Annotated in this window: 26 protein-coding genes; 11 read left to right on the top strand and 15 right to left on the bottom strand. The window is 64.0% G+C overall.

The features are described 5' to 3' along the window. Positions 1–2: 2 nt before the first annotated feature. From sdhD to D7S86_RS05820, 3 genes are all read right to left on the bottom strand, one after another. A complete protein-coding gene (gene sdhD, locus D7S86_RS05830; protein ID WP_121084503.1) occupies positions 3–380 on the bottom strand; it encodes a succinate dehydrogenase, hydrophobic membrane anchor protein in 378 nt (125 codons plus the stop codon). Position 381: 1 nt separating this feature from the next. Beyond that, positions 382–792, bottom strand: a complete 411-nt coding sequence (sdhC, locus tag D7S86_RS05825; RefSeq protein ID WP_121085228.1) for a succinate dehydrogenase, cytochrome b556 subunit — start codon at positions 790–792, stop codon at positions 382–384. Between the two features lie 174 nt (positions 793–966). Continuing rightward, positions 967–1755, bottom strand: a complete 789-nt coding sequence (locus D7S86_RS05820) for a GntR family transcriptional regulator (protein ID WP_166444101.1) — start codon at positions 1753–1755, stop codon at positions 967–969. A 347-nt stretch (positions 1756–2102) separates the two neighbouring features. Between D7S86_RS05820 and D7S86_RS05815 the strand changes: the two genes are divergently transcribed. The 5 genes from D7S86_RS05815 (at position 2103) to D7S86_RS05795 (ending at position 9278) form a co-directional block, all read left to right on the top strand. Continuing rightward, positions 2103–3086 carry a malate dehydrogenase gene (locus tag D7S86_RS05815; protein ID WP_121084499.1) on the top strand — a complete coding sequence of 328 codons (984 nt, stop codon included), beginning with the start codon at positions 2103–2105 and terminating at the stop codon, positions 3084–3086. A 216-nt stretch (positions 3087–3302) separates the two neighbouring features. Next, positions 3303–4343, top strand: coding sequence for an HpcH/HpaI aldolase/citrate lyase family protein (locus D7S86_RS05810; protein ID WP_121084497.1), 1041 nt, complete (start codon positions 3303–3305; stop codon positions 4341–4343). Between the two features lie 105 nt (positions 4344–4448). Further along, positions 4449–4940 carry a hypothetical protein gene (locus tag D7S86_RS05805; protein ID WP_121085227.1) on the top strand — a complete coding sequence of 164 codons (492 nt, stop codon included), beginning with the start codon at positions 4449–4451 and terminating at the stop codon, positions 4938–4940. 162 nt (positions 4941–5102) lie between these two features. Continuing rightward, entirely contained in the window at positions 5103–7814 is a 2712-nt protein-coding gene (acnA, locus tag D7S86_RS05800; RefSeq protein WP_121084495.1) for an aconitate hydratase AcnA, read from the top strand. Between the two features lie 243 nt (positions 7815–8057). Then, positions 8058–9278: a DUF2863 family protein gene (locus D7S86_RS05795; protein ID WP_121084493.1), complete on the top strand. Its 1221-nt coding sequence runs from the start codon at positions 8058–8060 to the stop codon at positions 9276–9278. A gap of 77 nt (positions 9279–9355) precedes the next feature. Here the strand turns inward: D7S86_RS05795 and D7S86_RS05790 are convergent, their stop codons facing one another. Then, positions 9356–10867 (bottom strand): response regulator transcription factor, encoded by a 1512-nt coding sequence (locus tag D7S86_RS05790; RefSeq protein ID WP_121084491.1) that lies wholly within the window; start codon positions 10865–10867, stop codon positions 9356–9358. 264 nt (positions 10868–11131) lie between these two features. On the opposite strand from D7S86_RS05790, the gene D7S86_RS05785 reads away from it, so the two are divergent. Both D7S86_RS05785 and D7S86_RS05780 read left to right on the top strand, forming a co-directional pair. Further along, a complete protein-coding gene (locus D7S86_RS05785; RefSeq protein ID WP_121084489.1) occupies positions 11132–11797 on the top strand; it encodes an energy-coupling factor ABC transporter permease in 666 nt (221 codons plus the stop codon). Between the two features lie 356 nt (positions 11798–12153). Then, a complete protein-coding gene (locus D7S86_RS05780) occupies positions 12154–12579 on the top strand; it encodes a BspC domain-containing protein (RefSeq protein WP_121084487.1) in 426 nt (141 codons plus the stop codon). Between the two features lie 78 nt (positions 12580–12657). On the opposite strand, the gene D7S86_RS05775 is transcribed toward D7S86_RS05780, so the two are convergent. Further along, positions 12658–13812 carry a M14 family metallopeptidase gene (locus D7S86_RS05775; protein WP_121084485.1) on the bottom strand — a complete coding sequence of 385 codons (1155 nt, stop codon included), beginning with the start codon at positions 13810–13812 and terminating at the stop codon, positions 12658–12660. 194 nt (positions 13813–14006) lie between these two features. Further along, positions 14007–14798, bottom strand: a complete 792-nt coding sequence (gene yaaA, locus D7S86_RS05770; RefSeq protein WP_121084482.1) for a peroxide stress protein YaaA — start codon at positions 14796–14798, stop codon at positions 14007–14009. A gap of 52 nt (positions 14799–14850) precedes the next feature. Here yaaA and D7S86_RS05765 point away from each other — a divergent pair, with 52 nt between their 5' ends. From D7S86_RS05765 to D7S86_RS05750, 4 genes are all read left to right on the top strand, one after another. Beyond that, entirely contained in the window at positions 14851–15528 is a 678-nt protein-coding gene (locus tag D7S86_RS05765) for a PIN domain-containing protein (protein ID WP_121084480.1), read from the top strand. Positions 15529–15563: 35 nt separating this feature from the next. Next, entirely contained in the window at positions 15564–16739 is a 1176-nt protein-coding gene (locus D7S86_RS05760) for a pyridoxal phosphate-dependent aminotransferase (RefSeq protein WP_121084478.1), read from the top strand. Positions 16740–16743: 4 nt separating this feature from the next. Then, positions 16744–17454: an enoyl-CoA hydratase-related protein gene (locus tag D7S86_RS05755; protein WP_158601868.1), complete on the top strand. Its 711-nt coding sequence runs from the start codon at positions 16744–16746 to the stop codon at positions 17452–17454. A gap of 294 nt (positions 17455–17748) precedes the next feature. Continuing rightward, complete coding sequence (locus D7S86_RS05750; protein ID WP_121084474.1) at positions 17749–18441, top strand: glutathione binding-like protein; 693 nt, start codon at positions 17749–17751, stop codon at positions 18439–18441. Between the two features lie 168 nt (positions 18442–18609). Here the strand turns inward: D7S86_RS05750 and D7S86_RS05745 are convergent, their stop codons facing one another. From D7S86_RS05745 to nuoI, 9 genes are all read right to left on the bottom strand, one after another. Beyond that, a complete protein-coding gene (locus D7S86_RS05745; RefSeq protein WP_121084472.1) occupies positions 18610–19119 on the bottom strand; it encodes a DUF1178 family protein in 510 nt (169 codons plus the stop codon). Positions 19120–19136: 17 nt separating this feature from the next. After that, on the bottom strand, positions 19137–19730 hold the full coding sequence (locus D7S86_RS05740) for an NUDIX domain-containing protein (RefSeq protein ID WP_121084471.1): 594 nt from the start codon (positions 19728–19730) through the stop codon (positions 19137–19139). Between the two features lie 18 nt (positions 19731–19748). After that, entirely contained in the window at positions 19749–20045 is a 297-nt protein-coding gene (locus D7S86_RS05735) for a DUF2818 family protein (protein ID WP_121084469.1), read from the bottom strand. 18 nt (positions 20046–20063) lie between these two features. Beyond that, the gene (gene nuoN / locus D7S86_RS05730; RefSeq protein ID WP_121084467.1) at positions 20064–21527 is read right to left on the bottom strand and encodes an NADH-quinone oxidoreductase subunit NuoN; all 1464 of its coding nucleotides are present in this window, start codon (positions 21525–21527) and stop codon (positions 20064–20066) included. Positions 21528–21548: 21 nt separating this feature from the next. Beyond that, positions 21549–23030, bottom strand: coding sequence for an NADH-quinone oxidoreductase subunit M (locus tag D7S86_RS05725; protein ID WP_121084465.1), 1482 nt, complete (start codon positions 23028–23030; stop codon positions 21549–21551). A 13-nt stretch (positions 23031–23043) separates the two neighbouring features. Beyond that, entirely contained in the window at positions 23044–25095 is a 2052-nt protein-coding gene (gene nuoL, locus D7S86_RS05720; protein WP_121084463.1) for an NADH-quinone oxidoreductase subunit L, read from the bottom strand. 24 nt (positions 25096–25119) lie between these two features. Further along, entirely contained in the window at positions 25120–25425 is a 306-nt protein-coding gene (gene nuoK / locus D7S86_RS05715; protein ID WP_121084461.1) for an NADH-quinone oxidoreductase subunit NuoK, read from the bottom strand. 11 nt (positions 25426–25436) lie between these two features. After that, positions 25437–26096 carry an NADH-quinone oxidoreductase subunit J gene (locus tag D7S86_RS05710; RefSeq protein ID WP_121084459.1) on the bottom strand — a complete coding sequence of 220 codons (660 nt, stop codon included), beginning with the start codon at positions 26094–26096 and terminating at the stop codon, positions 25437–25439. A 99-nt stretch (positions 26097–26195) separates the two neighbouring features. Next, positions 26196–26687 carry an NADH-quinone oxidoreductase subunit NuoI gene (gene nuoI, locus D7S86_RS05705; protein WP_166444100.1) on the bottom strand — a complete coding sequence of 164 codons (492 nt, stop codon included), beginning with the start codon at positions 26685–26687 and terminating at the stop codon, positions 26196–26198. Positions 26688–26692 lie beyond the last annotated feature (5 nt).

Raw genomic sequence — 26692 nt, 5'->3', positions numbered from 1 at the left:
ATTTACACTCTCCAGAGAATCTGCGCTGCGTAGGCCGCACAACCGACCAGCCAGAGAAACGTCAACGCGTGAAGCGTGATGCGCAGACCCAAGGGCTTGACGTAGTCCATCCAGATGTCACGCACACCGACCCATGCGTGATAGAACAGGCTCAGCAACGCGACGAACGTCGCGAGCTTCATCCATTGCAGCGCGAAGATCCCCGCCCAGCCGTCGTACGAGAAATTGCTCGCACCGAAGAACCAGACGACGAGGATGACCGTATAGATCGCCATGACGGTCGCGGTCAGACGTTGCAGCAGCCAGTCGCGCAGACCGTAGTGCGCACCGACGACCTGGCGCTTCGGGCCGATTTTTTGTTTGGATTCGTAGGCAGCCATCTCAGAAGGCTCCGAAGATTTTGAGGGCGATCGCGATCGTGAGCAGCGACGAGAGCACGAGCACGACGGTCGCCGTGTTACGGCCGCCCTCTTTGCTGACCGCCGTGTGGGTGTCGAGCAGCAGGAAACGCAGGCCGGCGAAGAAGTGGAACGCGAAGGCCCACGAGATCACCAGAACCACCAGCTTGACGATGATGTTGGAGAAGAAGCCTTTGAGGGTATCGAAGCTGATCTCGGACGTGAGACTTTGTTCGAACAGATACAGCGAGAACGGCAACAGAAGGAACAAAAGAATCCCGCTGATCCGATGCAGGATGGACACTTTCCCTGCGAGCGGTAGTCGGTACTTCGCAATCTGCCCTATACCGATGTTCCGGAACTCCGGCCTCGATTTTTTTACGGCTTCAGCCATGCTAGACCCCATAGGTGTTACGTCAAGCCGCGATTCTAGCGCCATTTGACAGCGCACTGCACCGTAGGAAGCCTCGCGACAGGGCATCCGGCGGGGCGGCCGCTGCGCGCTTCGCGCCCGGCCGCAGTCTCGTTTGCCTATGTGGCAAATTCATTTCAGCGGGTATCCGCGGACTCAGCTCAGATCATTTTGGTAAAAAAACCGCGTCGTCACGTACCACCCCCGCCGGACCTCGACGGGCTTGTCCCCGTAGGTATACGACACACGGTCCACGCTGAGCAGCGGAAACCCCGTCTCCACCTTCAACAACTCGGCCACGGCCGGATCGGCGGCCACGGCCCGGATCTTCTCCGACGCGCGGATCATCCGCGTGCCGAAATCCGTCTCGAACATCGCATACAGCGGCCCTTCATAGCCGGCCAGACGTTCGAGCGTCAACCCCTTGAACATCGCGCCGGGCAGCCAGATCTCGTCGAACACGGTCGGCGTGCGCTCGAATTCGAGTACACGCCGGATCAGCACCGCGGGATCGGCCGGCTTGAGTTCGAGCTGACGCGCGATCTCGGCCGGCGCGCGCAGCCTCCGGCATTCGACAAGCCGGCTGTCGTGTCCGAGCGATCCGCCGTCGTCGGGCAACAAGCGCAGAAACCGGAACTGGACCCGATCCTCATTGTGCGTTGCAACAAACGTACCCTTGCCCTGCCGCCTGACGAGCAGATTATCGGCCGCCAGCTCGTCGATGGCTTTGCGTACCGTGCCCTGACTGACTTTGTAGCGCCCCGCGAGCTCGACCTCGCTCGGGATCATTTCACCCGGCTTCCACTCGCCGCTTTCGAGCCCCTGTGTAATCAGCGCCTTGATCTGCCGATAAAGCGGACTGAACGTCGGCGAAGACGCGGCGACCCCTTCTGCACGGTCGTTTCCCGCGGGCGCCGAGGTCGAGCTTGCCGGGTTTGAATTCATGGCCGGGATTTTTTCACAGAGCTTCCGGATCGTCCACAGAAATTCCCCTCCGTCATATGTCTTATATAAGACATAAGATACGGTTGACTTTGACAGGAGCGGCTCCTACACTCCGAGCGGCTTGCGGTTATGCCGTGCCGGCTGTCCGAATCGGGGAGCGTCGAATCGCCGGGATTGTCCGACGTTGTCATGACCGGCACGCGACAGCCGATTACACTACTGCTTTTTCGCCGTTGCCCTGCCGTGCGGACGTGTTCGCCGGTGGTCCGCTTGAGCGTCACGCGGACCGCTTCGATCCGAACCACGACGGTGCGCCGGTGGTTCACGACCCGTCCTGGAGAACTTAAATGGCTAAAGCCGCTAAGCGTGTTGCCGTTACCGGCGCCGCCGGTCAAATCGCGTACTCGCTGCTGTTTCGCATCGCCAACGGCGACCTGCTCGGCAAAGACCAACCGGTCATCCTTCAGTTGCTCGATCTCCCGCAGGCGCAAGCGGCCGTCAAGGGCGTCGTCATGGAGCTCGAAGACTGCGCGTTCCCGCTGCTCGCGGGCGTCGTGATCACCGACGATCCCAAGGTCGCATTCAAGGATGCCGACGTCGCGCTGCTCGTCGGTGCGCGTCCGCGCAGCAAGGGCATGGAACGCAAGGACCTGCTCACGGCCAACGCCGAGATCTTCACGGTCCAGGGCCGCGCGCTCGACGAAGTCGCGAGCCGCGACGTCAAGGTGCTCGTCGTCGGCAACCCGGCGAACACGAACGCGTACATCGCGATGAAGTCGGCGCCGAATCTGCCGAAGAAGAACTTCACGGCCATGCTGCGCCTCGACCACAACCGCGCGCTGTCGCAGCTCGCCGCGAAGTCGGGCAAGGCGGTCGCGAGCATCGAGAAGCTCGCCGTCTGGGGCAACCACTCGCCGACGATGTACCCCGATTTCCGTTTCGCGACCGTCGAAGGCCAGCCGCTCAAGCCGCTGATCAACGACGACGTCTGGAACAAGGACGTGTTCATCCCGACCGTCGGCAAGCGCGGCGCGGCGATCATCGAAGCACGCGGCCTGTCGTCGGCCGCATCGGCCGCGAACGCCGCGATCGACCACGTGCGCGACTGGGTGCTCGGCACGAACGGCAAGTGGGTCACGATGGGCATTCCGTCGGACGGCTCGTACGGCATCCCCGAAGACATCATCTACGGCGTGCCCGTGACGTGCGCGAACGGCGAATACACGCGCATCGAAGGCCTCGAAATCGACGCGTTCTCGCGTGAAAAGATGGACGGCACGCTCAACGAACTGCTCGAAGAGCGCGACGGCATCAAGCATCTGCTCGGCTAAGCCGAACGCGATGCGCAAAACCGGAGCCCGCACGCCACACGCGCCGCGGGCGCCGGGTCCGAGCCGGCGCCCGGCCCCTCAGGGGCGGGCCCGGCTCCTCCAAGAGCGGCACGAGCCGCCGGGAACACGACGCAAGGCGTGCGGCACCGCCGCTTGCCTTGCGTGATGTCCTCGAATGCAGCACTGCACCCACATGCACCCGATTCGCAGACCGTCATGACGCGCCCTCTCGCACCCGCCCAAGTTCTGTTCGACGGCGACACGCCGCCGGTGGTGCTTCCGCCTTGCGATCACTACGCGGGCAGCGAAAAACTCATGCTCAAGTCGCTCTCGCTGCAGCGTGAGCGGGGTCCGGTCTTCGACGTCACGCTCGACTGCGAAGACGGCGCCGCCGTGGGACAGGAGGCGCGCCACGCCGAACTCGTCGCGTCGCTGATCGGTTCCGAGCACGACGCCTTCGGCCGCGTCGGCATCCGGATCCACGACTATCGGCATGACGCCTGGCAGGAAGACCTGCGGATCATCCTGAGCGAGGCGCGGCGCCCGCCCGCCTACGTGACGCTGCCCAAGGTCCGCCGCGCGAGCGAGGCGACCGAAATGTGCGCGTACATCGAGACGCTGCGCCGCCGCGACAACATTCAGACGCCGATTCCGGTCCACGTCCTCATCGAAACGCACGAAGCGCTGGCCGACGTGTTCGCGATCGCCGCGCTCCCGCCCGTCGAGGCGCTGAGCTTCGGCCTCATGGATTTCGTCTCCGCGCATCACGGCGCGATCCCCGACTCGGCGATGCGCTCGCCCGGCCAGTTCGATCACCCGCTCGTGCGCCGCGCGAAGCTCGAAATCGCGGCCGCCTGCCACGCGCACGGGAAGGTCGCCTCGCATAACGTCACGACCGAAGTCCGCGACATGGCGGTCGTCGCGAACGATGCGCGCCGCGCGCGCGGCGAGTTCGCCTATACGCGCATGTGGAGCATCCACCCCGCGCAGATCGAGCCGATCGTCGACGCGCTGATGCCGAACGACGGCGAGATCGGCGGCGCGGCCGAGATCCTGCTCGCCGCCCAGGCGAACGACTGGGGGCCGATCCGGCACGCGGACACGCTGCACGATCGCGCGAGCTACCGGTATTACTGGTCGGTTTTGCGACGCGCGCACGCCGCCGGCCGGCCGCTTCCGCCTTCCGTGCGCGATTTTTTTACAACATCATTGCATTCCGGCAAAACGTTGACCGCAGGGGTCCGCAATGCGTCTTAAAATCTCGCGGACCCGAGGCCGAATCGGAGACAATGGCGGCCTTGACGCGCATTCAAACCCATTGAATGCGGACTCGACGAACGACTCGTATTGAAGGTGAAACTGATGAATAAACCTCTGCTGGCTGCGCTCCTCGGTGCGGTTTCTTTTGCTCTCGCAGGCGTATCGGTCGATGCAGCCGCTCAGGCAGGCGCGCCCGCGCCGAAGCCCTCGACCGTCAAGAAGGTCAAGAAGTCGAAGAAGGCACAGGCCAAGGCCGCAGCCAAGGTCGATCCGATGCCCGACGGCGCGGAAACGTGGAATTGCGCGGAAGGCACCGCGCTGTACCTGAAGGGCGACATGAGCCGCGATATGGTCATGACGCTGCACTGGAAGGATCGCAACTACAAGCTGCCGCGCGTGATCACGACGACCGGCGCGGACCGCTTCTACGACACGGCCACCGGTCTCGACCTCGTCGTGATCCCGACCAAGGCCATGCTGTTCGACGACACGGGCGACCGTGAGCGTCTCGCCGACGAATGCAAGACCGACGACATGGCGCACAACGGCGCCCTGGCGCCGACGCAATCGAACGCCCTCAAGAACGGTCAATGACAGGAACGGCGCCGGCGCCTCGCCGCGCGCGCCGCGCCGGTGCTGACATTGCCGTTTTTGCCGGTCGACTCACCGCCGGCCTCGCGTACCTCGGGTGTCCGATCGATACCCGGCGCACACAGGCCGACCCAACCCAGTTCCGCGTTTAACGAAGGAATCTAAATGGCCCACAATCTACATAAAACGCTCAAGGAATTTGACAGCGGCGCCGGCAAAGGCAAGTACTACTCGCTGCCCGCGCTCGGGAAGGCGCTTGGTGTCAAGGTCGAACGTCTGCCCGTGTCGATTCGCGTCGTGCTCGAATCGGTCCTGCGCAATTTCGACGGCAAGAAGATCACCGAAGAACACATCGAGCAGCTCGCGAATTGGGCGCCGACCGCCTCGCGGGTCGATGAAATTCCGTTCGTCGTCGCACGCGTCGTGCTGCAGGATTTCACGGGCGTGCCGCTGCTCGCCGATATCGCCGCGATGCGCGGCGTCGCCGAACGCATGGGCAAGACGCCCAAGGCGATCGAGCCGCTCGTGCCCGTCGACCTCGTCGTCGACCACTCGGTGCAGATCGACTACTTCCGCCAGCCGGATGCGCTCGACCTCAACATGAAGCTCGAATTCCAGCGCAACAACGAGCGCTACGAGTTCATGAAGTGGGGCATGCAGGCCTTCGACACGTTCAAGGTCGTGCCCCCGGGCATCGGCATCGTCCACCAGGTCAATCTCGAGTACCTCGCGCGCGGCGTGCACAAGAAGACCGAAGGCGCGGACACGGTCTACTATCCGGACAGCCTCGTCGGCACCGATAGCCACACGACGATGATCAACGGCATCGGCGTCGTCGGCTGGGGCGTCGGCGGCATCGAAGCCGAAGCCGGCATGCTCGGCCAGCCCGTGTACTTCCTGACGCCCGACGTCGTCGGCGTCGAGCTCAAGGGCAAGCTGCGCGAAGGCCTGACCGCGACCGACCTCGTGCTCACGATCACCGAAATGCTGCGCAAGGAGAAGGTCGTCGGCAAGTTCGTCGAGTTCTTCGGCGAAGGCGCCGCATCGATCGGCGTGCCCGATCGCGCGACGATCGGCAATATGGCGCCCGAATACGGCGCGACGATGGGCTTCTTCCCGGTCGACGAAAAGACGATCGAATACTTCGAGGGCACGGGCCGCACGAAGCAGGAAATCGCCGCGTTCGCCGCCTATTTCAAGGCGCAGAAGATGTTCGGCGTGCCCAAGGCCGGCGACATCGATTACAGCAAGGTGCTCACGCTCGACCTGTCGACGGTCACGCCGTCGCTCGCCGGCCCGAAGCGCCCGCAAGACCGCATCGAAATCGGCAAGGTCCAGCATACGTTCGAGGACCTGTTCTCGAAGCCGGTCGCCGAAAACGGCTTTGCGAAGAAGGCCGATGATCTCGAAACGGTCTACAAGACGAAGGACGGCATCGACGTCAAGAACGGCGACATCCTGATTGCCGCGATCACGTCGTGCACGAACACGTCGAACCCGAGCGTGCTGCTCGCCGCCGGTCTGCTCGCGAAGAAGGCCGTCCAAGCGGGCCTGACGGTCGCGCCGCATATCAAGACCTCGCTGGCCCCCGGCTCGCGGATCGTCACCGAATATCTGACCGCGACGAAGCTGTTGCCGTACCTCGAGAAGCTCGGCTTCACGCTGGCCGCCTACGGCTGCACGACGTGTATCGGCAACGCGGGCGACCTCACGCCCGAACTCAACGAAGCGATCACGAGCAACGACATCGTCGCGGCGGCCGTGCTGTCGGGCAACCGTAACTTCGAAGCGCGTATCCACCCGAATATCCGCGCGAACTTCCTCGCGTCGCCGCCGCTCGTCGTCGCCTACGCGATCGCGGGCAACATCACGCGCGACCTGATGACCGAGCCGGTCGGCAAGGGCAAGAACGGCAAGGACGTCTACCTCGGCGACATCTGGCCGACGAGCGACGAGATCAACAAGCTGCTCAAGTACGCGCTCAACGCCAAGGCGTTCAAGTCGAACTATTCGAAGCTCACGACGGACGGCGACCTCTGGAGCAAGATCCACGGCGTCGACGGCGACGTCTACGAATGGCCGAAGTCGACGTACATCGCCGAACCGCCGTTCTTCGAGGGCTTCGGGATGGAACCGAAGGCCGAGATCGAACAGGTCAAGGGCGCGCGCGCGCTCGGCATCTTCGGCGACTCGGTGACGACCGACCACATCAGCCCCGCGGGCAGCATCAAGGAAACGTCGCCCGCAGGCGTGTGGCTCAAGGAAAACGGCGTGCTGAAGGCCGATTTCAACAGCTACGGCTCGCGTCGCGGCAACCATGACGTCATGATGCGCGGCACGTTCGCGAACGTCCGGATCAAGAACCTCATGATCCCGGCCAAGGCCGACGGCACGCGCGTCGAAGGCGGTCTCACGATCCATCAGCCGAGCGGCGAACAGCTGTCGATCTACGACGCGGCCATGAAGTACATCGCGGCGAAGACGCCGACGGTCGTGCTCGCGGGCGAAGAGTACGGCACGGGTTCCTCGCGCGACTGGGCGGCCAAGGGCACGGCGCTGCTCGGCGTCAAGGCGGTCGTCGCGAAGAGCTTCGAGCGGATTCACCGTTCGAACCTCGTCGGCATGGGCGTGCTGCCGCTGCAGTTCAAGGAAGGCGACAGCGTCACGTCGCTGGGCCTGACGGGCGAAGAAACGTTCGATATCGAAGACCTCGGCAACGACTTCAAGCCGCAACAGCAAGTCACGCTCGTCGTGCACGGCAAGAGCGGCACGAAGCGCGTCCCGGTGCTGCTGCGCATCGATACGCCGATCGAAGTCGACTACTACAAGCACGGCGGGATTCTGCCGTTCGTGCTGCGTTCGCTGCTCGCGGCGTAACGCGACGACGTCCGACCCTTTGCGGGTGGCCGCGCCTCGCGCGGCCCTTCTAGCCCGGCTGAAAAGCCGGGCTTTTTTATTGCCCGCCGCTTTTGGATTCAAGCCCGCGTCCAGCCCGAGTCCAAGGCCCCGTCCAAGCAAACCCCAAGCCCGCTCGCGCGAGCTCGCGCAGAACGACTAGAATGTGGGGCCATGCACCTTTCCGTGTGGCGCGGCCCTTTGACGCCACCCTGAACCCTCACCATGCGCTCGCGAATCGCCAAACGTCTTCCTCCTGATGCCGACAAGCTTGTCGGCCTGTCGCTCGCGCTCGTCGCGTCGGGCAGTCGTACCGAAGACCGCTTCTGGGAAGCCCGGATCGACGCCCTGCTCGCAAAGATGCTGCGCAACGGCAGCCAGACCACGCTCGACGCCGCGCTCGACCATCTGCAGCAGAATCATCCCGATGCGTACGCCGCGCTCGCGGACATCGCCGAAACGCACAGCGAGTCGTTCGTCATCCAGCACGACGGCGCCGACTGGGACATCGTGCTGATCGCGGCGCCGGTGCTCGCGTGGACGCGCTATGCGATTCCTTCGGGTCCGCTCAAGGCCGATACGGCCGATGCGCTGCGCACGCACCTGCATGCGCATGTGCTCGCGAGCGGGTCGCGGGTCGCGATGTCGCCCTATCTCTACAGCATCGACCAGTTACCGCGTCATCACGTCGAGACGTTCCGTCTCGCGCAGCAGCTCGCGCAAGCGGCCGTGGCCGGCACCGTGCCGCGCGTGTCGTTCGGCGATCTGCCCGAAACCTCGCCGATCCTCGCGGATCCGCGCTTTTTGCTTGCCGCGGTCGCCGCGCCCGCGGGCTCGGCCCTGTTCCGCTGGCAGGAAGACGATGCGGGCAACCGGATCGAGCGCGGCCAGTGCCTCGATCAATGGTCGAACCAGGGCGGTGCGAATCTCGCGCTCGTGTTGCCGGGCTGCGAAATCGAGTGCTTGCTGCCCGATGCGTTCTACTCGGCGTGCCGCGATGCCGACGAGAAGATCCGGCCGCACACCGTGCGCACGGCCGTGCGCTATCTGGCCGATACGCTGCAGGCCGAGCCGGCCGAGTTGCGCGCCGTGATCGGCGGTTTCGGCGAACGTCACGTCGACGAATTCCGCATCGGGTTCACGCGCCGCGGCAGCAACGACGTGCTGTACGGCGTCGTCTGGCCGCTCTACGGGCGTGAGAACGTCGATGCGGACCTCAACGATCACGACGGCCCCGCCGAACCCATCAGCGGCGCCGGCCCGCTCGACGAACTCATCGCGCTGCTCAAGGAAGCCGGCATCACGGACGTTCGCCAGCACTCGGGCCGCTTCGAACCCGAGTACTGCGACGATTGCGGCGTACCGCTGTATGCGGATCCGCTCGGCGAAATCGTACACGCCGAGATGCCCGAGGACGTCCAGCCCGTCCAACCGCATTTTCACTGAGCCGCGCGACGCCCGGCGCATCGGATCGAAGCCCGGTGCGGCGTCGTGGGCGTCATCGGCGTGGTGAGCGTCATCGACTATTGCGGCGGCGATTGCGGGTCGTCGGGCCCGCCCAATTCGTCGGACTCGTCCAGCTCGTGCGGCTCGTCCAGCTCGTGTAACTCGTCTCGCATCGGCGAGGGTCCATATCGGGCCCTGTCCTGCTGACCCTCGCGGGACGTGTCCTCGAATGAGGTGCGAGGCGTGCGCATACGCCGCCGCGTACGTCCATGCCGCCTTTCCGGCGCCGTGGAGGGCACGCCGCGCGTCGCCCTTTCGCCACGCACGGCGGCGTCGTTTCGCGCTGCCTCCGAGGCGAACCGCGTCTCGTCAGGGGCCGCCGAGTCTTCCCCCTGCGCCGATGCACAGTCGAGCACCGCACCACCATCGAGCGCCGGCTCACGGTCGAACACCGTGTCGCCGTCACGCGCCGACGCGCGGTCGGGCGTTGCTTCGCCATCGGGTCCCCGATCGTCGTCCTGTGACGATGCGCGGCGAAGCACGGCATCGCCGGCGCCCGCACGGGCCGCCGGCGGCGACGCGGCGCCGCGCGCGTGCGGCGGTCGGCCCCGAAGCATCGCGCCATCGCGCGCCTCGAAACCGCCGTCTTGCGCAGACGCCGCGCCGGCACACGCCGATGCCGAAGCCGATGCCGCGCGACGCCGCACCTGCCTGCGCGGCGGAGCAAACGGCCATTCCGCTTGGGCCGCGACGAGATACGGCGACGCGCGCTCGAAGCCGTCGTTCGCCGCCAGTGTGGCATCGAAGACCCGAGGGACCGCGCTACACCGCAACGGGACGGGCGAGCGCATACCGTGCCGCGGTTCGGGCTCGCCGTCCTCGGTCTCCATGCGCAGCGACGGCAATGCGCCGTACTGCCATCCGTTATAGAGCGCGACGGCCGCGGCGCGATTCGCGGCGCCGAGCAAGCGGAACACGGCCGCAAGATGAATCTTGACCGTGCCCTCGCTGATATCGAGCGCGCGCGCTATCGTCTTGTTCGTATTCCCCAGGTGCACGAGGCGCATGATCTGTTGCTGGCGCGGCGACAACAGCCCGGCGCGCGTGACGCGCCGCGCGCTCGATCGACAGCCCGCCAGCGCGGCGGCGCGGTCGCTTCTCGACAACGGCCGCTCGAGGGACCCGCGCACCGCCGGCGCGACGCGCGGGATCATATCGGGGCCGAGCGCGCCGACCGGCACGTAGTAGCCGCCCAGCAGCACGAATTCAAGCGCCCGCAAGATGAGCCGCGGCTCGAGATCGCGCGGTATCACGCCAAGCGCACCCGCGCGGACCAGCGGACCCACGGTGTCCGCATGTCCGTCGTCCGTCAGCACCGCGACGGCAAGCGCCGGATGCGAACCGTGCGCGCGACGCAGCGCCTCGACCGTGCAGTCCGCATGCCAGTCGATCACCAGCAGATCGGGCAACCCTCGCGCCAACAGCCGTTCAAGCTGCGCCCAGTCCGCCGCATCGGACATCCTAGCCTGCCGGTAGATTTGCCTGAGCAGCGCCTTGACGCCTTCGCGACGCTCCGACTGCCTATTCATGACGTAGAAAAGCACGCACCCCCCTCTCGAAACGATGTTGACACGCGATCCATCATCGCAAACACGCGGGGAAGGCGCGCCTCGGCCAAAAGCAATAGCGCGAGAATCGAGATATATCTAAGCTGTGATTAGGCAATCTTCGCGAGCCGACCGGCGAGACGCGGCCGTCCGAGCACGCTTCGTTGCTTGCGATGCGGCTCGCGCGAACAACGCCCGCGTTGCGCGTGACCCACGTGGGCGATTTGTACGAGTAAGATTGGTTTTATGGGATTTATTTACGCACCCCTTCCATGGATCTGGATCGTCGCCGGCTGGATTGCGGCGGCGGGGTTGCTCGCCTATGCGATAGGGACGCGCCCGCTGCGCAGAGTGCGCAACGACACGCTCCAGCATCTCTGGCTCGCGACGGTCGTGACGCTGTCCGTGCTCTGGGCCGTCGATGAGTGGTTCGGCGACGGCCCGACCTTCCATCTGCTCGGTGCCGCGCTGATGGTGACGCTGTTCGATTGGGCGCTCGCGCTCATCGGCACGTACGTGATGATCGGCTTGTCGGCGCTCGTGCTCGACGCCCCGCTCGATACGCTCGGCCTCACCTTGCTCGTGCTCGGTGCGGTCCCGGTGCTCGTCGCGTTATCGCTGCAACGACTGTTTGCGGCACTGCTGCCGCGCAACCGCGCGGTTTTCGTGTGCGGCAACGGATTTATCGCGCCCGCGTGTTCGCTGATCGCCGCCGCCCTCTCCGGCGTATTGCTTCACACGGCGCTCGCGGGCGAGTGGCAAGGATTTCCGGTTGCATTCTGGGATCGCGCCCTCTGGGTCGCGGGCGGCGAAGCATGGTTCTCGGGCACGTTGACCACGATCCTCGCGATCTACAAGCCCGCGTGGGTGACGACCTACGACGATCACCGCTATCATCTGGATCAACGCTAGGGATGTCGGCGTCAGGGATGGCCTCTTGCGGCCTTTGAGGCCCGTCGCGCGCGCCGAGCATGACGTACCGATGCGCGCCCGATCGCGTATCGCGTGCCCGCCACGTACGGGCCGATCGCGCCAAGCATGGAACTCCGCGAGCGATCGGATATCAGACGTACGGTTGCGATCCTAAAACTCCAGCGGTGACGTGTCCGCGCTCCAACAACGGTTCCAGACAGTTGCGTTTTCCTTTCCCGATTCCGTCCGTTTCTCACCGTACAGTCGCTCACTGTGCGACCTCCATCGCGCTCACCGTTCTCGCGTGCCTCGGTGGCGCGGCTCGCGCCGATCAACTCGAGCAGCACAACGATCTCGTGAGCAAATACATCAACGAACAGCATGCGAACCCGCTCGCGGCGGACTGCGCGGCACATGCGGTGTTCATCATCGGGACCTCGCCGATCTACGACCATGTCGACTTCCCGGGCGATATCCTGACCGACGCGCACGCGTCGATCGAGCCCTGGAACGCGGCATTCGGCGCCGACAAGCAGAAGATCAAGGTCGACACGATGGTCAAGATCGAGGGTCAGGGCTTTCGCAAGCAAGGCAGCTCAGATCCGGATTCCCTCGAATTCCGATGCGGATACGCCGACAACAAACTGCTCGCGTTCGACTCGAACGAGCCGAATTCAGGCGGATCGGGATCGAAAAAGCATGGCCGCGGCGGCAAGGGCAAGCACGGCGGCGCGAAAGGTTCGAGCCATTCGAGCGGTCGGCACAGCAAAAAGAAAAGCTGACGCAAGAACGCGAACCCGCGGAACGCGAGCCCGCGCGCCCAAGACGCGCGCCGACGCCGCCGCCGATGCCTCGCGCGGTCAGCGCTTCGGAAACGCGTCGAGCTGGGCCGCGATCGCTTCGAGCATCGCGGCGCCGAGCGCAGCGCTGCGCGCGCCGTTCCAGCCCACCACCGGGTCCGGACTATTCGCGTTGTCCTTGAACGGCATTTCGAGCGTCAGCGACAAGCAGCCGAACGCATGTCCCGCATATTTCGACGCAAGCGAGAGCGCGTCCTCGCGGTACTTGTCGGCCTCATAGCCATGCACGTCCTGGAAGTCCGGCGCGGCTTGCTTGAATGCATCGATGAACGCGGCCTGACGCTTCGCCTGATCGTCGGTGAAATCCGGCAGCATCTCGCTGCCCGCCGCGAACACATACGGTAGCGTCTCGTCGCCATGGATGTCGAAGAACATGTCGACGCCCACGCGATGCATCTCGTCGCGCACGACCTTGACCTCGGGACTGCGCACGCTGTCCGGATTCATCCATTCGCGGTTCAGGTTCGCGCCGGCCGCATTCGTGCGCAGATTGCCCAATGCGGCACCGTCGGGATTCATATTCGGCACGATATAGAACGTCGCGTGGTCGAGCAGCGTTTCGCCGAGCGTATCGTCTTCGGCCCAGTCGCCTTGCGCGGTCAGGCGGCCCAGCAGACCTTCGACGAACCACTCGGCCATCGTCTCGCCCGGATGCTGGCGCGCGATGATCCAGATATTCGCTTTCGCGGGATCCGCGTCGCCGAGCCGCAGCAGTTCGACGGGACGGCCCTCGACCGTCTTGCCGAGGTCGCGCAGTTCGGCGACCGGATGTTGCTGCAGGTGACCGAGTACGACGTCGTGCCGCGATTCATCGTACGGTTCGAAATACGCGTAGTAGATCGTGTCGCATTCAGACGTGTGTTCGATGGTCAGGCGTTCGCCGTCGTAGGACGTCGGCACACGAAACCATTCGAGCCGGTCGTAGCTCGCGACGGCCTGATAGTCGCGCCAGCCATCGGGAAACGCGCAGGCCGATGCGTTTTCGAACACGAAACGGCACGCCTCGCCGCGTGCGCCGTTGACGCGAAAGTAGAACCACTGCGCGAATTCGGCGCGCGTATCGGGTCGGATGCGCAGACGCACATCGTCGGCGCGTTCGCTCGATATGACGTCGATGGCGCCCCCATCGAAACGGCTCGTGATGCTCAGTGTCATGAATGTCTCTCGATGAACGATAGCCGGCATTGTCGGCCGTCTCGACGCTTCGCGCTACTGTGTCCACGGCGCACCGCGGCGGTGCGTCACCGCATCGCAAACCCACGCGATGCGCTCTTACCCATTCATACCCGCTCACACCTGCTCACATCTGTTCATCCCCACTCATACCCGCTCATGCGCGCGTGGATACGCTACGCGGCGCCGCCCGCCTGCTTGCGGCGAAACACCCAGGTCTGCTCGCTCGACACGTCGGGCGCATACGCGTATCCGTCGACATCGAAGTCCCGGAGCGCACTCGGGTGGCGGATGCGGTTGAGCACGGCATAGCGCGCCATCATGCCGCGCGCGCGCTTCGCATAGAAGCTGATGATCTTGTAGCGGCCGCCCTTGAAGTCCTCGAACACGGGCGTAATCACGGGCGCATCGAGCGACTTCGGCCGCACCGACTTGAAATACTCTTCGGATGCGAGGTTCACGAGCGCGCGCGACATCGGATCGCGCTGTCCGAGTTCGCCATTGAGCGCATGCGTGATCCGGTCGCCCCAGAATGCATAGAGATCCTTACCACGCGCGTTCTTGAGGCGTGTGCCCATCTCGAGGCGATAGGGCTGCATCAGATCGAGCGGCCGCAACACACCGTAGAGCCCCGACAGGATCCGCACATGCTGCTGCGCGAAGTCGAGATCCGTGTCGGCGAACGAGCGCGCATCGAGCCCCTCGTAGACATCGCCGTTGAACGCGAGCACGGCCTGCTTCGCATTGGCCGGCGTAAACGTCGGCGTCCAGTCCTGATATCGCTGGAAATTCAGATTCGCGAGCGGATCGGAAATGCTCATCAGCGAGCCGATCGATGCCGGGCTCAAGGCGCGCAGCGTATCGACGAGTTCGCTCGAATGATCCACGAACGCCGGTAACGAATGCTGTTGGACATGCGGCGGGGTTTCATAATCGAGCGATTTCGCCGGAGACAGAACGATTATCATTAGACGCAGATGCCGCGTATGCGGCCCAATATGACGGCCCCCATTGTATCGAATGACCTCTTCAGCCGCCGAACGTAGGCCCCGCGTCGTGCTCGATTCGAATGTCTGGATCGATATCCTCGTGTTCGACGACCCCGCGACGCGACCGATCGCGTCGGCGCTCACGCATGCGCGCATCGACGCCGTGATCGATGCGCGTTGCCGCGCCGAGCTCGCGCGCGTGCTCGACTATCCGCAATTCGAACGGTTCGCGATCGACAAAGCAGCTGCGCTCGCGCAGGTCGACGCGTGGACGACGTCCGTGGCGCTGCCGGCCCCGAGCGATTCGGCACGTGATATGGCGCGTGATGTGGCACGCGATACGGCCAATGCGAACACGGGCGCCGATGAGCAAGCACGTGCGAGCGTCGGCGCGGCCGCGAGCGTGACGACGAGCGCCGACCCGAACGCACGCGCCGCGAACGACGCGCCTGCATCGACGCACGATGAGGCGACTCGCACCGCATCGCAGCCGATCGATGCACGCCCCCTGCCGCAATGCCGCGATCGCGACGACCAGAAGTTTCTCGAACTCGCGCATCGCGCCCGCGCCGACTGGCTCGTCTCGAAGGATCGCGAACTCTTGCGCATGGCCAAGCGCATCGCGCGCGACTTCGGTTTTTCGATCGGCCTGCCGGCCGCGTTCGTCGATGCACGCCGCGGCGACGTCCCATCGACGTTCGGCAACTGAGGCATACTTGACGCGTTTCCGACCTTCGCGCCGCCATGAACGCTCAGCCTCACGCCGCTTTTTCCGCCGATTCCCTGCCCTCGCGCCTGCCGAACGTCGGCACGACGATCTTCACCGTGATGTCGGCGCTCGCCGCCGAGCGAGGCGCCGTCAATCTCGGCCAGGGCTTCCCCGATTTCGATTGCGACCCGCGTATCGTCGATGCCGTTTCGGCCGCGATGCGCGACGGCTTCAATCAATATCCGCCGATGGCGGGCGCCGCGCCGCTGCGGCAAGCGATCGCCGCGAAGATCGGTGCGCTCTACGGCCATGCCTACGATGCGGACACGGAAATCACCGTGACGGCCGGCGCAACCCAGGGTCTGCTGACCGCGATTCTCGCGGTCGTGCATCCGGGCGACGAGGTCGTCGTCATCGAGCCGAACTACGACAGCTATCTGCCCGCGATCGAGCTCGCCGGAGGCACGCCTGTCTTCGTCTCGCTCGAAGCGCCCGACTATGCGATCCCGTTCGATCGCCTCGCGGCCGCGATCACGCCGCGCACACGGCTCATCGTGATCAACACGCCTCACAACCCGACCGGCACGATCTGGCGCGACGCCGACATGCGCAAGCTCGAAGCGATCGTGCGCGACACGCAGGTGCTCGTGCTCTCGGACGAGGTCTACGAGCACATGGTCTACGACGGGCAGCCGCACGCGAGCGTCTCGCGTTATCCCGCGCTTGCGTCGCGCAGCCTCGTCGTATCGAGCTTCGGCAAGACGTATCACGTCACGGGCTGGAAAGTCGGCTACGTCGCGGCGCCGCGCGCATTGACGGCCGAGTTTCGCAAGGTCCATCAGTTCAACGTGTTCACCGTCAACACGCCGATGCAGATCGGACTCGCGCGTTTCATGGCCGATCCCGCGCCCTATCTCGACCTGCCCGCGTTCTATCAGCGCAAGCGCGACCACTTCCGCGCAGGGCTCGAACGCACGCGCTTTCGGCTGCTGCCCTGCGACGGCACGTACTTCCAATGCGTCGACTATTCGGCGATCAGCGATATGCCCGAGGCCGACTTCGCGAAGTGGCTGACGTCGGAAATCGGCGTCGCCGCGATCCCCGTGTCGGCCTTCTATCACGAGCCGCATGAATCGGGCATCGTGCGCTTCTGCTTCGCCAAGAAGGAAAGCACGCTCGACGAAGCGCTCGGACGGCTCGCGCGGCTTTGACATCATGAGCGCAGAACTCAAAGCCACGCAGATCGACACGACCTGGGTGCTCACGATTTCGAATCCGGGCGCGCGCGAGCCGTCGGCCGACGTATTCGCGTCGGCGATCGAAGCGCTCGATGTGGCCGAACGCGATGACGAGACGCGCGCCGTCGTCGTCACGGGGCTCGACGCGCTCGTCAGCGTGATGCCGAGTTCGCGCTTGGCGCGTCGCGACGCGATCCAAGATGGGCATGCTTCGGCGATCGCGAGCTTCGCGGGACTGCTCGATGCGCTGCGCACGTTCAGCAAGCCCGTCATCGCAACCATCGAACGACAGGCGGAAGGCGCGGGACTCGCGCTCGCCCTCGCGTGCGACCTGATCGTCGCCGATGAAGCCGCGCATGCGGGTCTGCCTCGCGACGCGCAGGGATCGCTGCCCGACAGCGGCGTGTCGTGGTTCGCCGCGCGCACGCTCCCGAAGGCGCTCGCGAATGAAATGATCCTCACGGGCGCGCCGATCGAAGCCGCGCGCCTCTATGCGGCCGGCATCGTCAACAAGCTCGCCGCGCACGGCGAGGCGCTTCAGCTTGCGATCGATTGGGCGAGCGAGATCGGACGACGCGCACCGAACGCGTTCGCCGACGCGAAGCGATTGCTCGAACAGGCCACCGACCGCGATCTTCAATCCCAGATGACGGCCGAGGGGGAAGCGCGTATCGCGCGTCTTCGCTGAGCGCGACGCGCACGCGTGACCCGATGTGTCGCCGCGGTCGTCTCCCCGCTTGCTGGCCTCGCTTACTGCCCCGCTTGCTGCCTCATTCACCGGGACGTTCACAACGTCATGCGCCACGCGACACGGCATCGTCTCGCGTGGCAAGCATCGCCCGCATCGCCGCACCTAGCACCCACGACACCGCCCGGTCAGCCTGGGCCGGGCGTCAGCGGGCAAATGGGATCTGTGCTGTAATCGCCGACACCGAACGCACGCGGCGGCGCGTGCGTCACTCAGACACTCGATGGAGTTGCGATGATCGACGTTTACAGTTGGCCGACGCCGAACGGCCACAAGGTTCACATCATGCTCGAGGAGACCGGGCTCGACTACGCGGTGCATCCGATCAATATCGGCGCGGGCGATCAATTCAAGCCCGAGTTTCTCGCGATCAGCCCGAACAACAAGATCCCCGCGATCGTCGATTCCGAGGGTCCGGACGGCAAGCCGTTCGCCTTGTTCGAATCGGGCGCGATTCTGCTGTATCTCGCGGAGAAGACGGGCAAGTTTCTGCCAAAGGATCCGGTCCAACGCTATACCGTCATCCAATGGCTGATGTTCCAGATGGGCGGCGTCGGTCCGATGTTCGGCCAGACGCATCACTTCAGGATGTATGCGCCCGAGCAGATCGAATACGCGGTCAATCGCTATACGAAGGAAGCGGGCCGGCTCTATGGCGTCATGGACACGCAGCTCGGCAAACACGCGTATCTCGCGGGCGACGACTACACGATCGCCGATATCGCGACGTTCCCGTGGACGCGCTCGTGGGCCAATCAAGGACAGCAGCTCAGCGACTTCCCGAATGTCGAACGCTGGTTCAACGCGATCGCTTCGCGGCCGGCTGTCCAGCGCGGCGTCGAAGTGCTCGCGAATGCGCGCAAGCCGCTGCAAGACGACAAGGCGAAGGAAACGTTGTTCGGCGCGACGCAATACGCTCGCCGCTAAATACACACGTGGACGCGTGGGGCCCCGCGTCACCGAGCCTTGAGACGCAGGGCCTTAAGCCGTACGGCGCTAAGCCGTGCCTGCGTCAGCCGTAAGCCACAAGCGGCGGACCTTAAGACGCAGCGCCCTGCGCCGCGCAGTCCCTAAGCCGTGGGCCCAATCGCCGCGCTATTGAAGCGGTCCGTCGAGCGCGGCCGGGATCGGCATCGACACCACGTCGATCCCTTCTTCCTGAAGCTCGCGCCGCTGCTCGGGCGTCGCGACGCCGCGAATGCCGCGCGCGGGCGCTTCTTCGTAGTGAATCTTGCGGGCTTCCTCGGCGAATCGGTCGCCGACATTCTCGGTCTTGGCGATCACCTCGCGCGCGAACGCGAGATAGCGGCGCTCGAGTTCCTGCAATACCTCGGCCGTCGCACCCGACGCGGGCGCCGCATCGTTTGCGGCCGCCGGCGCCGTTCTGCTCGGCGCGCTCGGCGCATTCGATGCCGCCGTCTCAGGCGGCGCGCTCGCGCCCGACAAATTGAGTCTCGGCGCCGACGGCAGCTTGTCGATCGCAAGCGAGCCGCACACGGGACACGCGATCATCTGCTTGCCGAGCTGCGCCGTATAGTCGACGTCGGAACCGAACCAGCCTTCGAATCGATGGTCGCTATCGCAGCGCAGATCAAATACTTTCATGACGGGGAGCGCGCACGTCAGACAGCCGGCTCGCCGAGCGGCCAGCTGCCGTTCAGGATCTTTTCGAGCCAGAACGTGCCGATAATGGTCTTCACATCCGTGATCCTACCCGATCGGATCCAGTCGAACATCTGCCCGATATCGGCCGTGAAGATATCGAGGAACTCGTGCTCGTCGAGATGCCGTTCTCCCGCGGTCAGACCCTTCGCGAGATAGAGATCGATAAACTCGGTCGAATACGAAAAAACCGGGTGAATCCGCGTGATAAAGAAAAAATCCTTCGCCGAGTAACCGGTCTCTTCCTTGAGCTCGCGGCGCCCGCAGGTCACGGAATTCTCGTTCGGATCGAGCTTGCCCGCCGGATATTCGATGACGACCTGATCGACCGGATAGCGGAATTGCCGCTCGACGAGCACGCGGCCGTCGTCGAACACGGGCAGGATCATGACCGCGCCCGGATGCACGATGTATTCGCGCGTCGTGATCGCGCCATCGGGCAACTGTACGCGGTCGCGACGCACGTCGAGAAAGCGACCCTTGAGCAACTGTTCGCCGTCGAGGCGCGTTTCGATCAACGCCGCGTCATCGGTACGTTGAAGATCATCTGCCACGGCCGTGCTCCGTAAAGATCAGCGAAACTTGACGAGATATCGGACGGTATATCCGGGGAAGGCGAAGACAAGAAACAGGCAGAACGTAATCGCGTAGAACTGCCAGCCCAGCGGGAAGAGATTGCCGGCCTGGGCCTCGAGCGCACGGCCCACGGCCCCGACGACGAAGTAGTAGACGATGAGTTCCGCAAGGCGCCACCAGGCGCTCTTGCGGCCACTTCTGAAAGGCACCACGCACAGCAGGCGCTGATTCGCGAACGGCAGATTGGCGAACACGACCGCCAATAAAACGATAAACCAGCCTGCTGCGGACATACGTCGAGTCCTGCGCGATTACGGCGTCAGTTGGTGAACGGCCTGCAAGCAGACGTTCATCAGCGGGCCCGGCACGATACCGAGCGCGAGCACGAGCAGACCGTTGACGACGAGCAAGGCGCGCGCGCCGCCATAGGCCGTCACGGGCGCTTCATCGGTCGGCGCATCGAAGTACATGATCTTGACGATGCGCAGGTAGTAGAACGCGCCGAACACCGACGTGATGACCGCAAGCACCGTCAGCCAAGTAAGACCGGCATTGACCGTGGCTTCGAGCACCGCGAGCTTCGCGTAGAAACCGACCGTCGGCGGAATGCCGGCGAGCGAGAACATCAGCAGCAGCATGACGAACGCATAGATCGGATGACGCTGGTTCAGACCGCGCAGATCGTCGATGAACTCGCATTCGAAGTCCTTGCGCGCGAGCAGCATGACGATGCCGAACGTGCCGAGCGTCGTCACGAGGTAGACCACGCTATAGAACATCGCCGAGCTGTACGCGCTCGCCGCGCCGTCGGCCTTGCCGTCGACGACGCCCGACAGCAGACCGAGCAGGATGAAGCCCATGTTCGCGATCGCCGAGTACGCGAGCATCCGCTTGATGTTCTTCTGCACGATCCCCGTGATGTTGCCGATGATCAGCGACAGCGCCGCGAGAATCACGAGCATCTGCTGCCAGTCGGCCGCATACGGCAGCAACGCGATGACGAGGAAACGCACGCCCCACGCGAAAGCCGCGACCTTCGGGCCGCCGCCGGTCAGCAGCGTCATCGCGGTCGGTGCGCCGTGATAGACGTCGGGCACCCACATATGGAACGGCACGGCGCCCATCTTGAACGCGATGGCCGCGACCACGAAGATCACGCCGAACAGCACGACCGAGTTTTCGACACGGCCCGACGCGAGGATCTTGAACACTTCGTTCAGATCGAGCGTGCCCGTTGCGCCATAGAGCATCGAAATGCCGTAAAGCAGGAAACCCGATGCGAGCGCGCCGAGCACGTAGTACTTCATCGCGGCTTCGTTGGCCTGGGCGGCGCTCGTGCGCAGCGCGATGATCGAGTACAGCGACAGCGACATCAACTCGAGACCGAGGTACAGCGTCAGGAAGTTGTTGCCCGAGATCATGACGAGCTGACCGAGCAGCGAGAACATGCCGAGCAGGTAGAAATCGCCGCGGAACAGCTCGCGATCCTCGATGTACTTGCGCGCATAGATGATCGACGCCGCATAGCCGATCGACACGAATGCCTTCATGACGTTCGCGAACGGATCGACGACATACATATTGCCGAAGAACAGCTGGCTATGACCGTCGAGCGCGTTGACCGCGTACCAGACCGCCGCGACGACCGACGACAGCACGGCGATCCCGTAGGTCGTCTTGCGGCCTTCCTGACCGAAAAACAGATCGTTGAGCCAAGCGACCACGACGGCCGCCATCAGCAGCGCGTCGGGCAGAATCAGATAAGTGTTTTGCATGGTGTTGGGTCTCGTCCGATCTTATTGCAACTTCGACTGCGCGACGTGCGAGAGCAGGTTCGAGACGGACTCGTGCATCGGGTCGGTGAAGTACTTCGGATACAGGCCCATGAACAGCGTCAGCAGGCCCAGCACCATCAGCATCCAGAACTCGCGCGAACCGACGTCGACGAGTGCCTTGACGTGGTCGTTCGCGATCGCGCCGAAGTGCACGCGCTTGTACATCCAGAGCGAGTAAGCCGCGCCGAGGATCAGCGTGAACGTCGCGAGGAACGCGATCCAGAAGTTGAACTTGACCGCCGCGAGAATCACCATGAACTCGCCGACGAAACCGCTGGTGCCCGGCAAGCCGCAGTTGGCCATCGTGAACAGCATCGCGAGCGCCGCGAACTTCGGCATCACGTTGACCACGCCGCCGTACTCGGCGATGTTGCGCGTATGCATGCGGTCATAGAGCACGCCGATGCAGAGGAACATCGCGCCCGACACGAAGCCGTGCGACACCATCTGGACGATCGCGCCTTCGACGCCCATCTGGCTGAAGATGAAGAAGCCGAGCGTCACGAAGCCCATGTGCGCAATCGACGAATACGCGACGAGCTTCTTCATGTCCGTCTGCACGAGCGCGACGAGACCGATATAGACGACCGCGACGAGCGACAGCGTGATGACGACCGGTGCGAGGAAGTGGCTAGCGTCCGGCGCGATCGGCAGCGAGAAACGCAGGAAACCGTATGCGCCGAGCTTCAGCATGATCGCGGCCAGCACGACCGAACCGCCGGTCGGTGCTTCGACGTGCGCGTCGGGCAGCCACGTATGCACGGGCCACATCGGCACCTTGACCGCGAAGGCCGCGAAGAACGCGATAAACAGCAGGACCTGCGGCGTCAAAGCGAGCGGCGCCTTCGCCCACGTCGCGAGATCGAACGTTCCCGTCGTCGTGTACAGATAGAGCAGCGCGACCAGCATCAGCAGCGAGCCGAACAGCGTGTAGAGGAAGAACTTGAACGCCGCGTACACACGGTTCGCGCCGCCCCAGACACCGATGATGATGTACATCGGGATCAGCGTCGCTTCGAAGAACACGTAGAACAGCAGACCGTCGAGCGCGACGAACACGCCGACCATCAGACCCGAGAGGATCAGGAAGGCCGCGAAGTATTGCGCGACGTTCTTCGTGATGACTTCCCAGCCCGCGATCACGACGATGATCGTGATGAACGCGGTCAGCACGACGAACCACATCGAGATGCCGTCGATACCGAGGTGATAGCTGATCTTGAAGCGCGTGATCCAGTCCGCCTGCTCGACGAACTGCATCGCGGCCGTGCCGCTGTCGAAATGCGAAATCAGCGGCAGCGTGACGAGAAAGCTCAACACCGAACCGATCAGCGCGATCGCGCGCACGGTCCCCGGATTGCGGTCGTTACCGACCAGAAGGATCAGCACGCCGAACAGGATCGGCAGCCAGATCGCGATACTCAGAAGCGGAAAAGATTGCATTGTGTCCCTCGCCTTATTTTCCGCCGATCGTTACAAACAGCGTCAGGAGCGCCAGCATGCCGATGATCATCGCGAATGCGTAGTGGTAGATATAGCCCGACTGGACAAAGCGCAGAACGCCACCCAACCAGCCGACCGCACGCGCGCTGCCGTTGACGATCCCGTCGATGACGACCTGGTCGCCCTCTTTCCAGAGACCGCGGCCGATCGCGACCGCGCCGCGCGCGAACACGACTTCGTTGATCTTGTCCATGTAGTACTTGTTATCGAGCAGACGATAGATGAACGGGAACCGTGCCGCGACCTTCGCCGGCAGATCCGGACGCTTCATGTAGAAGAACCACGCGACGATCACACCGAGTGCGGCCAGATACAGCGGCAGACCCGTGACCGACTTGAGGCCCATGTCGACCCAGCCATGGAACTCCTCGCCCATCTCGGCGAGCGCCGGATGGTTCGCACCGATCTCGATGACCTTGTCGAACACGACGCCGTGCGCGAAGTAGTCGCCGAACAGCATCGGACCGACGGTCCATGCACCGATGATGACCGACGGAATCGCGAGCAGCACGAGCGGCAGCCAGACGACCCACGGCGATTCATGCGGTACGTGCGCGTGACCATGACCGTGGTCGTCGTGACCGTGGTCGTCATGAGCATGGTGCGCAGCGCCGTGCTGCGGGTTGCGGAAGCGCTCTTCGCCGTGGAAGACCATGAAGTACAGACGGAACGAGTACAGCGCCGTCACGAACACGCTCGCCGTGACCGCGAAGTACGCGAAGCCCGAACCCGGCAGATGCGAGAGCTTGACCGCATCGATGATCGAGTCCTTCGAGTAGAAGCCCGAGAAGAACGGCGTGCCGATCAGCGCGAGGTTACCGATGAGCATCGTGATCCACGTGATCGGCATGTACTTGCGCAGGCCGCCCATATTGCGCATGTCCTGATCGTGATGCATGCCGATGATGACCGAGCCCGCGGCAAGGAACAGCAGCGCCTTGAAGAACGCGTGCGTCATCAGGTGGAACACGCCGACCGGGTAGGCCGACGCGCCGAGCGCGACCGTCATGTAGCCGAGCTGCGAGAGCGTCGAGTACGCGACCACGCGCTTGATGTCGTTCTGGACGACGCCGAGGAAACCCATGAACAGCGCGGTGATCGCGCCGATGACCATCACGAACGAGAGCGCGGCGTCCGACAGTTCGAACAGCGGCGACATCCGCGTGACCATGAAGATGCCGGCCGTCACCATCGTTGCCGCGTGAATCAGCGCGGAGATCGGCGTCGGGCCTTCCATCGAATCGGGCAGCCAGACGTGCAGCGGGAACTGCGCCGACTTACCCATCGCGCCGATGAACAGGCAGATACATGCGACCGTGATCAGATGCCAGTGCGTACCCGGGAACGCGAGGGCCGCGAGGTCGGCGCGATGCGCGAAGACCTCGCCGTAGTTCAGCGACCCGGCATACGCGAGCACGAGGCCGATGCCGAGCAGGAAGCCGAAGTCGCCGACACGGTTCACGAGGAACGCCTTCATGTTCGCGTAGATCGCCGACTCACGCGTGAAGTAGAAGCCGATCAGCAGGTACGAAACGAGACCCACCGCTTCCCAGCCGAAGAACAGCTGCAGGAAGTTGTTGCTCATCACGAGCATCAGCATCGAGAACGTGAACAGCGAGATGTACGAGAAGAAGCGCTGATACCCCGTTTCTTCATCGGCCATGTACCCGATCGTGTAAATGTGGACCATCAGCGACACGAAGGTCACGACGCACATCATCATCGCGGTCAGCGAGTCGACGAGGAAGCCGACTTCCATCTTCAGCGAGCCGTCGCCGAACGGCACGTTGAGCCATTCATAGATCGTCGCGTTGAAGCTCGCGCCGCCGATCACGTCGAGCAGCACGAGGAACGAGATCACGAACGAGATCGCGACGCCGAGAATCGTCACGCTATGCGCGCCCGCCCGGCCGATCGTCTTGCCGAACAGGCCCGCGATCAACGAGCCGGCCAGAGGCAGGAGCGGGACCGCGAGCAGCAGGTTTTGGTTGAGTGTCGTTGCCATAACAGCTTGTGATTCGCCCTTGAATTAGCCTTTGAGCCGGTCCAGATCCTCGACGTTGATCGTGTCGAGGTTGCGGAACAGCGTGACCAGGATTGCAAGGCCGATCGCTGCTTCTGCGGCCGCAACGGTCAGCACGAAGAACACGAACACTTGCCCGTGGATATCGCCGAGGTAGTGCGAGAACGCGACGAAGTTCGTATTGACGGCGAGCAGCATGAGCTCGATCGCCATCAGGATGATGATCACGTTACGGCGGTTCAGGAAAATCCCGACGATGCTGATCGCGAACAGGATTGCACCCAGAACCAGGTAGTGCGGAAGCGAAACCATGATGTCCTCGTTCAGTTCGTCTGGCCCGCGCCGGCGTTACCCGGCGCTGCGGTGTCTTCGGTCGGCGGCGCTTCGACTTCGGCGGCCATCTTCACGACGCGCACGCGCTCCGAGGCACGCACGCGAAGCTGATCGCCGATGACCTGGCGCTTGCTGTCCTTGCCGTGACGCAGCGTCAGCGCAAGCGCCGCGATGATCGCCACGAGCAGCACGAGACCGGCGACTTCGAACGCGAAGATGTAGTCGGTGTACATGATCTTGCCGATCACGCGCGTGTTCGACCAATCCGACGCGGCGGCCGCGGCCTGCACCGGTGCGGCGATGCCCGCATAACCGTGCCAGAGGATCAGCGCGGCCTCGATGACCATGATCGCGCCGATGATCGTCGCGATCGGCACGAAGCGCTTGAAGTCGCGGCGCAGCACGTCGATGTTGATGTCGAGCATCATCACGACGAACAGGAACAGCACCATGACGGCCCCGACGTAGACGAGCACGAGCAGGATCGCGAGAAACTCGGCCTGCAGCAGCATCCAGATCGCGGCCGCATTGAAGAACGACAGCACGAGAAACAGCGCGGCCTGCACCGGGTTCGGGGCAGTGATCACACGCAGCGCGGAGATCACCAGGATCGCCGCAAAGATATAGAACAGGACGGTCGTGAATTCCATTTTTACCGGATCATCGTTGGACGGCTGCGAGGCAGTCGCCGGTGGATCGGACTGTGCTTCGCGCGAGGCCTTCGCCCCGCGGTGCGCTGATCACCCGCATCAACGGTACGGCGCGTCGGCTGCCTTCGCCGCCGCGATTTCCGTCTCGTAGCGGTCGCCGACCGCAAGCAACATGTCCTTCGTGAAGTACAGGTCGCCGCGCTTCTCGCCGTGATATTCGAGGATGTGCGTCTCGACGATCGAATCGACCGGGCAGCTCTCTTCGCAGAAACCGCAGAAGATGCACTTCGTCAGGTCGATGTCGTAGCGCGTCGTACGGCGCGTGTTGTCGGCACGCGTCTCGGACTCGATCGTGATCGCGAGCGCCGGGCACACCGCTTCGCAGAGCTTGCACGCGATGCAGCGCTCTTCGCCGTTCTCGTAACGGCGCAGCGCGTGCAGACCGCGGAAACGCGGCGAGATCGGCGTCTTCTCCTCGGGGAACTGCACGGTGATCTTGCGCGCGAACGTGTACTTGCCCGTCAGCGCCATCCCCTTGAGCAGTTCCGTCAGCAGGAACGTATTAAAGAAACTCTTGATCGAAGAAATCATGATTC

Origin of the sequence: Pararobbsia silviterrae (genome assembly GCF_003628125.1) — a bacterium.
In the GTDB taxonomy this organism is placed as follows: Bacteria; Pseudomonadota; Gammaproteobacteria; order Burkholderiales; family Burkholderiaceae; genus Pararobbsia; species Pararobbsia silviterrae.
The sequence above is the reverse complement of the archived record's forward strand: the minus strand, read 5'-3'. Positions and strand labels throughout refer to the sequence as shown.

What these genes read in the sequence shown, in the direction of transcription:
- D7S86_RS05820 (WP_166444101.1), bottom strand. Translation starts at nt 1,755, where the DNA reads ATGAATTCAAACCCGGCAAGCTCGACCTCGGCGCCCGCGGGAAACGAC.
- D7S86_RS05810 (WP_121084497.1), top strand. Translation starts at nt 3,303, where the DNA reads ATGACGCGCCCTCTCGCACCCGCCCAAGTTCTGTTCGACGGCGACACG.
- D7S86_RS05755 (WP_158601868.1), top strand. Translation starts at nt 16,744, where the DNA reads ATGAGCGCAGAACTCAAAGCCACGCAGATCGACACGACCTGGGTGCTC.
- nuoK (WP_121084461.1), bottom strand. Translation starts at nt 25,425, where the DNA reads ATGGTTTCGCTTCCGCACTACCTGGTTCTGGGTGCAATCCTGTTCGCG.
- D7S86_RS05725 (WP_121084465.1), bottom strand. Translation starts at nt 23,030, where the DNA reads ATGCAATCTTTTCCGCTTCTGAGTATCGCGATCTGGCTGCCGATCCTG.
- sdhD (WP_121084503.1), bottom strand. Translation starts at nt 380, where the DNA reads ATGGCTGCCTACGAATCCAAACAAAAAATCGGCCCGAAGCGCCAGGTC.
- acnA (WP_121084495.1), top strand. Translation starts at nt 5,103, where the DNA reads ATGGCCCACAATCTACATAAAACGCTCAAGGAATTTGACAGCGGCGCC.
- D7S86_RS05760 (WP_121084478.1), top strand. Translation starts at nt 15,564, where the DNA reads ATGAACGCTCAGCCTCACGCCGCTTTTTCCGCCGATTCCCTGCCCTCG.
- nuoN (WP_121084467.1), bottom strand. Translation starts at nt 21,527, where the DNA reads ATGCAAAACACTTATCTGATTCTGCCCGACGCGCTGCTGATGGCGGCC.
- sdhC (WP_121085228.1), bottom strand. Translation starts at nt 792, where the DNA reads ATGGCTGAAGCCGTAAAAAAATCGAGGCCGGAGTTCCGGAACATCGGT.
- D7S86_RS05750 (WP_121084474.1), top strand. Translation starts at nt 17,749, where the DNA reads ATGATCGACGTTTACAGTTGGCCGACGCCGAACGGCCACAAGGTTCAC.
- nuoI (WP_166444100.1), bottom strand. Translation starts at nt 26,687, where the DNA reads ATGATTTCTTCGATCAAGAGTTTCTTTAATACGTTCCTGCTGACGGAA.
- D7S86_RS05765 (WP_121084480.1), top strand. Translation starts at nt 14,851, where the DNA reads ATGACCTCTTCAGCCGCCGAACGTAGGCCCCGCGTCGTGCTCGATTCG.
- D7S86_RS05805 (WP_121085227.1), top strand. Translation starts at nt 4,449, where the DNA reads ATGAATAAACCTCTGCTGGCTGCGCTCCTCGGTGCGGTTTCTTTTGCT.
- D7S86_RS05785 (WP_121084489.1), top strand. Translation starts at nt 11,132, where the DNA reads ATGGGATTTATTTACGCACCCCTTCCATGGATCTGGATCGTCGCCGGC.
- D7S86_RS05745 (WP_121084472.1), bottom strand. Translation starts at nt 19,119, where the DNA reads ATGAAAGTATTTGATCTGCGCTGCGATAGCGACCATCGATTCGAAGGC.
- D7S86_RS05795 (WP_121084493.1), top strand. Translation starts at nt 8,058, where the DNA reads ATGCGCTCGCGAATCGCCAAACGTCTTCCTCCTGATGCCGACAAGCTT.
- D7S86_RS05710 (WP_121084459.1), bottom strand. Translation starts at nt 26,096, where the DNA reads ATGGAATTCACGACCGTCCTGTTCTATATCTTTGCGGCGATCCTGGTG.
- D7S86_RS05790 (WP_121084491.1), bottom strand. Translation starts at nt 10,867, where the DNA reads ATGAATAGGCAGTCGGAGCGTCGCGAAGGCGTCAAGGCGCTGCTCAGG.
- D7S86_RS05735 (WP_121084469.1), bottom strand. Translation starts at nt 20,045, where the DNA reads ATGTCCGCAGCAGGCTGGTTTATCGTTTTATTGGCGGTCGTGTTCGCC.
- nuoL (WP_121084463.1), bottom strand. Translation starts at nt 25,095, where the DNA reads ATGGCAACGACACTCAACCAAAACCTGCTGCTCGCGGTCCCGCTCCTG.
- yaaA (WP_121084482.1), bottom strand. Translation starts at nt 14,798, where the DNA reads ATGATAATCGTTCTGTCTCCGGCGAAATCGCTCGATTATGAAACCCCG.
- D7S86_RS05815 (WP_121084499.1), top strand. Translation starts at nt 2,103, where the DNA reads ATGGCTAAAGCCGCTAAGCGTGTTGCCGTTACCGGCGCCGCCGGTCAA.
- D7S86_RS05775 (WP_121084485.1), bottom strand. Translation starts at nt 13,812, where the DNA reads ATGACACTGAGCATCACGAGCCGTTTCGATGGGGGCGCCATCGACGTC.